This is a genomic window from Cystobacter fuscus DSM 2262 (assembly GCF_000335475.2).
GTDB classification, from domain to species: Bacteria; Myxococcota; Myxococcia; order Myxococcales; family Myxococcaceae; genus Cystobacter; species Cystobacter fuscus.
Map to the genome: position 1 here is coordinate 80838 of NZ_ANAH02000072.1, position 6965 is coordinate 87802.

Genomic DNA, 6965 nt, shown 5'->3' on the forward strand with positions numbered 1-6965 from the left:
ACGTGGGGGAGGGACTCCCTTCACGAATGAGTGCGCGCGCATCCCGATCCTGCGGTACCTGTGGCCACTGCGTGCCCGAGGGCGCGCTGGCGTGCCCTGTCGATGGAACGCTCGTGCCCGACGCGCTGGTGGGCCAGCACCTCGGCGAGTACGTGGTGCGCCAGCATATCGGCAGCGGCGGCATGGGCATTGTCTACGCGGGCGAGCACCTCACGATTGGCCGCAAGGTCGCCATCAAGCTCATCCGCGAGGAGCGCTCCCAGGGGCCCCAGGCCCGCGGGCTGCTGGCCGAGGCCCGCGCGGCCAGCGCCATCCGTCACCATGGCATCATCGACATCTTCGGCTTCGGCCAGCAGCCGGGCGTCGGCCAGTATCTCGTCATGGAGTATCTCGAGGGCAGCCCCCTCGACGTGCTCCTCCAGGCCCGCGCGCCCCTGCCGCTCCCGGAGGCTCTCGCGCTGCTGTGCGAGGTGCTCGACGCGCTCTCCGCCGCGCACTCCGTGGGCGTCATCCACCGCGATCTCAAGCCGAGCAACATCTTCGTTGCCCGGCAGTCCAACGGGACCGAGTCCATCAAGGTGCTCGATTTCGGGCTCGCCAAGCGCAGCACCGCCCCCCAGGGCACCACCGCGCAGACGCACTCGGATGTCGTCGTCGGCACGCCGCAGTACATGGCTCCAGAGCAGGCCCTCTGTGAGGCGGTGAGCCCCCAGACGGATTTGTATGCGGTGGGTGTCATCGCCTTCGAGCTGCTCACCGGGCAGCGGCCCTTCACCGGCCGCTCTCCCATGGAGATCGTCGCCCACCACCTGAGGACACCGCCGCCCGCGCCCTCGTTGTTCGTGGAGCTGCCCCCCGAAGTCGATGCGCTCGTCCTCCAACTGCTCGCCAAGGAGCCCCGGCAGCGTCCAGGCTCGGCCAGCGAGGTGGCCAGCCAGCTCAGGGCCCTGCTCCCGTCACGAGAGGGCTCCAGCCTGTCCTCGGGGGCGAGGAACTCCCAGGCGCTCACCCTCCTCGAGCCACCCTCGGCCGCGCTACCCGCTTCGCCTCCCACGGTGACCCTCCAACCTCCGCCGGTCACGCCGGGCCCCCTGGTGGAGCCACGCCCCGCACCTCCCCAGCGCGGCGCGCTCCGAAGGTGGAGCGCGGTGGCGGGCGGCGTCCTGGCACTGGCATTCGGGGTGGGCGTGGTCATGACTCGCGGGCCCGGGAGGTCGGCCTCCCTCGGTCGCGCACCGCCCCCCGCGGCGCGGCCCGTGACAAGCCCCGCTCTTGCCGAGCCGGTGGTCCGGGTGCCGCGCTCCGAGCCCGAGCCCGAGCCGATCCAGGCTCCCACGCCCGTGCTCACGGCGACAGCCAGGCGTGGAGAGAGCGCGCCCGCCCCCACCAAGAAGAAGGTGCATGCGGCTCCCCCTCGCGCGGCCACTTCCGTGGCCTCCCAGCCGCCCTCCGCACCACCCGAGCCCGCTCAGCAGCCAGCGGCCACCGGTACGCTCCATCTCGTGATGAGAGGCACCTGGGCGGATGTCTGGGTGGATGGGCAGAAGCTCGGGCGTGTGCCGCCCAACCACAGCTACACCCTGACCTCGGGCGAGCATGAGCTCGAGCTGCGCAACCCGGCCTTCTCGCACTATCGGCGGACCCTCGTCATCCCCTCCGGCGGTAGGCTGCAGCACGTCGCGGACCTGGGGGCCGAGGCCCAGTCTCTCTCTCCATGAAGCTCCCCCTTGGGCTGGTGACTCTCCTGCTCGTGTCCGGGGCCGCCTGGGCGCAGACACCAGGGATCGAACGCTACGAGTATGGGGACTTCGAGGCCGCGGCCCGGCTCTTCGAGCAGGAGCTGGCCGAGCCCCAACGGCCCCCCGCGAGCCGGGCGCTGATCCGCATCTACCTGGCCGCCTCCCTGTATGCCCTGGGACAGATGGAGGAGGCTCGGAGGCCGCTGGAGGAACTGGCGCGCGAGCACCCCGAGGTGAGGGTGGATCCCGTGCGTTTCCCGCCAGAGCTGGTCGCGTACGCGGAAGTCATCCGCCAGCAGGTCGAGTCCGAGCAGCAGCTCGCCACGCGAGAGCAAGAGCTCGAGAAGGCGCGAGAGGCGGAGCGGCGGCGTGCCGCCCGCGCGGCCCCCATCTCCCTGAGGCCGGAGGCGCTCGGCCTCTTCGAAGCCGTGGATCAGCAGTGGACCTTGGGAGTGGGGCTCGCCTTCCAGCGCGAGTCCCTGGAAGGCAGCGCCCGGGTGCTGCTGGGCGCTTCCCCGGCCTTCCATCTGCAAGGCGGAGTACTGCCGGGCCAGGGAACATTGAGGCCCTTCCTGGGCTTGCGAGCCAGCCTGATACCAGGGCTCGACACCTATGGAGCGGGGCCCGTGGTCGGTGCGCGCATCGCGCTGCCAGCCGGCCTCGTGGGCGTGGTAGACGTCGGAGCCGACTACTTCTTCACCCGCCAGGACGAGCTCTATCGCTTCGCCGTCACGGTCCAGGCGGGGCTCGGTTTCGCTCTACACCTGCCGTGACAGAAGCCCGGTCGCGAATGGAAGGGAGTTCATGCCAAGGGATCCATCAGCTCAGGGCGACGCCCTGGAAACCGTGAGCATGGAGGGGCCCTTGGTTCGTGCGTACCAGCCGCCAGTCCGGCTGCGCGTCGCATTGATCTCGAGCCATGGTGGAAACAAGGTGACGCGTCTGCTCTTACCGGACACACCGCTCATCGTGGGGCGCGCTCCGGCCGCGGGGCTCCGCATCGATGACCAGACCCTGTCGCGAGAGCACGCCCGGTTTCTCCTCTCCGGCTCGCGGGTGCTGGTGGAGGACCTCGGCTCGAAGAACGGCACCTTCTTCGCTGGCGGCCGCGTCTCCCGCGTCGAGCTCACGATGGGCGATGAGGTCGTCCTGGGCGCCGTTAGCCTTCAGGTGCAGGCCCTCGGAGCCAAGGGGGACTCCCTCGGCCTCGTTCGGGAAGAGCTGATCCGGCACCGCCTGGAGGAGGAGCTCACGCGCGCACGGCAGTTCCACCGCCCCTTCGCCCTGCTCCTGGTGCGCGCTCTCACCCCAGGGGGCGCCACCCCACCCGAGCGGGAAGAGGGCGCTTGGATCGCGGCCGTGCGCGGTCACCTCCGCTCGGTCGATGTCATGTCGCTCTACGGCTCCAGCGCGCTCGAGGTGTTGCTGCCGGAGACGGGCGCGGAGGAGGTCCATCGCATCGCCCGGGCCATCACGGCCTCACGCGCGGGCGGGGTCGGCCAGCTGCTCGTGGGCCTTGCCCTCTACCCGGCTTCCGGCGGCACCGCGGACGCGCTGTTCGAGGCCGCTCGTGAGGCCGCCCACCGCGCCTCGCCCGAGCAACCCGTGGAGAGCGGTCCAGCCGCGTTGCTCGTGAGGGGGGAGAGCCCGGAGGGGGCCATCATCGCGGGCCAGATGATGCGCCCGGTGCTCGAGACGGTGGCCAACGTCGCCACCTCGCGCATCCCCGTCATCCTCCACGGCGAGACCGGTACGGGCAAGGAGGTGCTCGCACAGCTGATCCACGAGAGTGGTCCGCGCAAGGGCCGGCGCATCGTCCGCGTCAACTGCGGGGCCATCCCGAGGGACCTGGTCGAAAGCACCCTCTTCGGGCACGAGCGGGGGTCCTTCACCGGTGCCCTGCAACAGCAGAAGGGCGTGTTCGAGGAGGCCGATGGCGGCACGGTCTTCCTGGACGAGGTCGGCGAGCTGCCCCCCGCGGCGCAAGCCTCGCTGTTGCGCGTGCTCGAGGTGGGGGCCTTCAACCGTGTGGGCTCGAACCGAGAGCTCGAAGTGGACGTGCGCATCGTGGCGGCGACGCACCGCGACCTCGAGGCCATGGCGGAGGCGGGCACGTTCCGGTCCGATCTCTATTACCGGCTCAGCGGCGTGGTCATCGAGATTCCTCCGCTGCGTGAGCGAGGGGACGAGATCGAGCCGCTGGTGCGGAGGTTCCTGCACGCGGCCAACAAAGCCAATGGCCGTCGAGTCGAGGGCATTTCTCCGGAGACGCTCGCGCTCCTCGAAGCCTACTCGTGGCCCGGCAACGTCCGTGAGCTACGCAATGTGATTGAACGCGCGGTGGTCGTCACCCAGGGCGTGCTCATCGGGCCGGAAGCCCTGCCCGCGCGAGTGCGTACGGGGGGGCACCGTCCCGAAGCGGCTCCGGGCAAGGGCTCGGCACCGGCACCGGCACCGGCGGCGCTGGAGCCGGAGCAGGCGCGGGAGAAGGTGAATCAGTTCGAGGCCAGAATGCTCGAGGAGGCTCTCGCCGCGACCGGCTGGAATCGAACGGAAGCCGCGAAGAAGCTGGGCATGGCGGTACGGACGTTGTCGTATCGGATGAAGGTGCTGGGCGTGAAGAAGCCCGAGTAGGGCGGAGGGGGCTTGCCCCGGTGACGTGGGGCCGGGGGGCGGTTCGTCGACGAGCGAGTGGCCGACGGGCCCCCTGGCCCCGGCGCGCCGCTTACTGGACCTCGAGCTCACCAGTGGCTGCTGTGGCACCGCCGGATCTCCAGAGGTCGCCGCCACGCCCCAGCGGGCTGAGTGTGCTGTCCGGGCTAGCTCAAGGGGTTGGACGAGACGTGGTCGAAGGCTTTGCGGACCAGGTGGAAGGGAAGGACGAGCTCCCCGTATTGCGCACCCCAGGGGTCGAGGATGGTGACTTCCCTCGTCTTCATGTTCACTTCCTTTCCGGGCTCGAACCGGTGCCAGTGGCCTCGCGCCTCGCCTTGCCACCGCCCGTCTTGAAGAGCGCCTGCCCCCGACCAGGGACATGCTCGGTGGACTTCCTCGCGCCTTGCAGCGAGGAGTAGTCATGTGCCGGCGCGGAGTCGAAACTGGCCGGGACCTCCTGCCGCGGCTCTGGCTCGCCGTGGGGAGCCGCGGGACTGCATGGTGATTGGGGAGGATTGACCCGTGGCGTATTGCTCGAAGCAACGGTGGTGGGTATCGCGGCTCCGGGGCTCGACATGGACACAGAGGGCATGGTGATGGCTCCGCGCGAGAAGGTAGGAGTGGACGCTCTCGCCATGGCGGCAAGGCAAAGACGATGCTCGCCCTGTCGGCCAAGTATCCGCCATGAGCGGCTCGCTCAACCACCGTCATGTTCGCATATGCGCCATGCATTCCTGCATGCATCCGGCCCGGCCCAATGGCAATCGTCTGGCGAAAGTTTTCGATAGGCCCTCGTTCCAAAGCTTGTTTTCGGGAGGTCGTGTCCTCTCCAACCCCTCCTTCCGCTCCTGGATGGCGCCCACCGCCTGTTCCTGTCGCCCGACGGCCAGCTGGGCCTCGTCCCCTTCGCCGCCCTTCACGATGGCCAGCACTTGCGTTTCTTCTCCACGGTGCGCGCGGACCTGGCGGAGCGTCCCTGGACGCCGCTGCCCGGCACCCGCCGGGAGGCCGAGACCATCCAACGTCTGTTTCCCCAGGCCCAACTCTTCCTGGGCGCCGAGGCCACCAAGCAACGGCTGCTGCAACTGGAGACCCCCGGGGTGCTGCATCTGGCCACCCATGGCTTCTTCCTCAAGGGCTCCTCCGAGGTCGTCCCGGAGGAGCCCTCCGGGCCCGCGGGCTCACGCGCCGTGGGCCACTTCATCGGCTCGAGCCCACCCGCGTGGGGACGCCCTCGGTTAAAGTGTTCCAAGGCTCGGTTCTCTGTAACCCAGGGGGGTGGATGTGCGGCGGGTTCTCGGATGGATGATGGTCGTTGTCCTGTGCTGTGCGGCGGGAGCCGTGGCGGAAGCGGCGCCCCCGGAGCCGCGGCTGGCGCGGGCGCAGACGGCCCTCAACGAGGCCATCGCGTTCTACGAAGCGGGCAGGTATGCCGACGCCATCGGGCGGGGAGAGCAGGCACTGGCGCTGCGGGAGGCGGTGCTCGGCGGCAAACATCCCGAAGTCGCCACGTGCCTGGACGTGCTCGGCTACTTCCGCCTGCTTCAAGGGGACTTCGCCCGGGCCGAGTCACTGCTTCAGCGCGGGCTCGAGCTTCGCAAAGCGGGCCTCGGCGAGAACCATCCCGACGTGGCCAGCTCGCTCGATCACCTCGGGACGCTCTACAAGCTCCGGGGGCTGTACGACCGGGTCGCGCCCCTCTACGAGCGCGCGCTCGCCGTCCGGGAAGCGGCCCTCGGCAAGAACCATCCCGACGTCGCCGTTTCGCTCAACAACCTGGCCCTCTTCTACTCCGAGCGGGGACAATTCGCCCGGGCCGAGCCTCTCCACGAGCGCGCGCTCGCCCTCTGGGAAGCGGCGCTCGGCAAGAACCATCCCAAGGTCGCCGCCTCGCTCAACAACCTCGCCCTGCTCTACACGACCCAGGGATTGTACGCGCGGGCCGAGCCCCTCTACGAGCGCGCGCTCGCCATCCTGGAAGCGACCCTCGGCAAGAACCATCCCGACGTCGCCCAGACGCTCAACAACCTGGCCCTGCTCTACGCAACCCAGGGATTCTACGAGCGGGCCAGGCCGCTCACCGAGCGCACGGTCACCATCTACGAAGCGGTGCTCGGCAAGCACCACCCCCGCTTCGCCACCGCGCTCAGCAACCTCGCCCTCCTCTATGCGTCCCTGGGGCAGTACTCCCAAGCCGAGCTCCTCTATGAGCGTACTCTCGCCCTCCTGGAAGAGGCCCTCGGCAAGAACCATCCCGACGTCGCCGCCTTGCTCCACAGCCTCGCCACCTGCTACGTGGCCCAGGGGGCATACGCCCGGGCCGAGCCTCTCCACGAGCGCGCGCTCGCCCTCCGGGAAGCGGCCCTCGGCAAGGACCATCCCGACGTCGCCGCCTCGCTCCACGGCCTCGCTGGCGTCTACACGGACCAGGGGTTGTACGCGCGGGCCGAGCCCCTCTACGAGCGCGCGCTCGCCCTCCGGGAAGCGGCCCTCGGCAAGAACCATCCCGACGTCGCCGCCTCGCTCAACAACCTCGCCAACCGACGTCGCCGCCTCGCTCAACAACCTCGC

General features: G+C 69.7%; 4 protein-coding genes and 1 pseudogene. All 5 read left to right on the top strand.

The annotated features are described in order from the left end of the window. Positions 1-26 precede the first annotated feature (26 nt). Positions 27-1718, top strand: coding sequence for a serine/threonine-protein kinase (locus tag D187_RS47355; RefSeq protein WP_081714137.1), 1692 nt, complete (start codon positions 27-29; stop codon positions 1716-1718). Further along, on the top strand, positions 1715-2512 hold the full coding sequence (locus tag D187_RS47360; protein WP_043435494.1) for a tetratricopeptide repeat protein: 798 nt from the start codon (positions 1715-1717) through the stop codon (positions 2510-2512). The genes D187_RS47355 and D187_RS47360 overlap by 4 nt, the downstream gene beginning before the upstream one ends. A 91-nt stretch (positions 2513-2603) precedes the next feature. Beyond that, positions 2604-4373 (top strand): sigma 54-interacting transcriptional regulator, encoded by a 1770-nt coding sequence (locus D187_RS47365; RefSeq protein ID WP_245592013.1) that lies wholly within the window; start codon positions 2604-2606, stop codon positions 4371-4373. An 851-nt stretch (positions 4374-5224) separates the two neighbouring features. After that, positions 5225-5596 (top strand): annotated as a pseudogene (locus D187_RS54515) (CHAT domain-containing protein); the annotation flags it as partial. Between the two features lie 103 nt (positions 5597-5699). Next, the coding region (locus D187_RS47375; RefSeq protein ID WP_245592014.1) for a tetratricopeptide repeat protein at positions 5700-6965 on the top strand (1266 nt) is incomplete at its 3' end.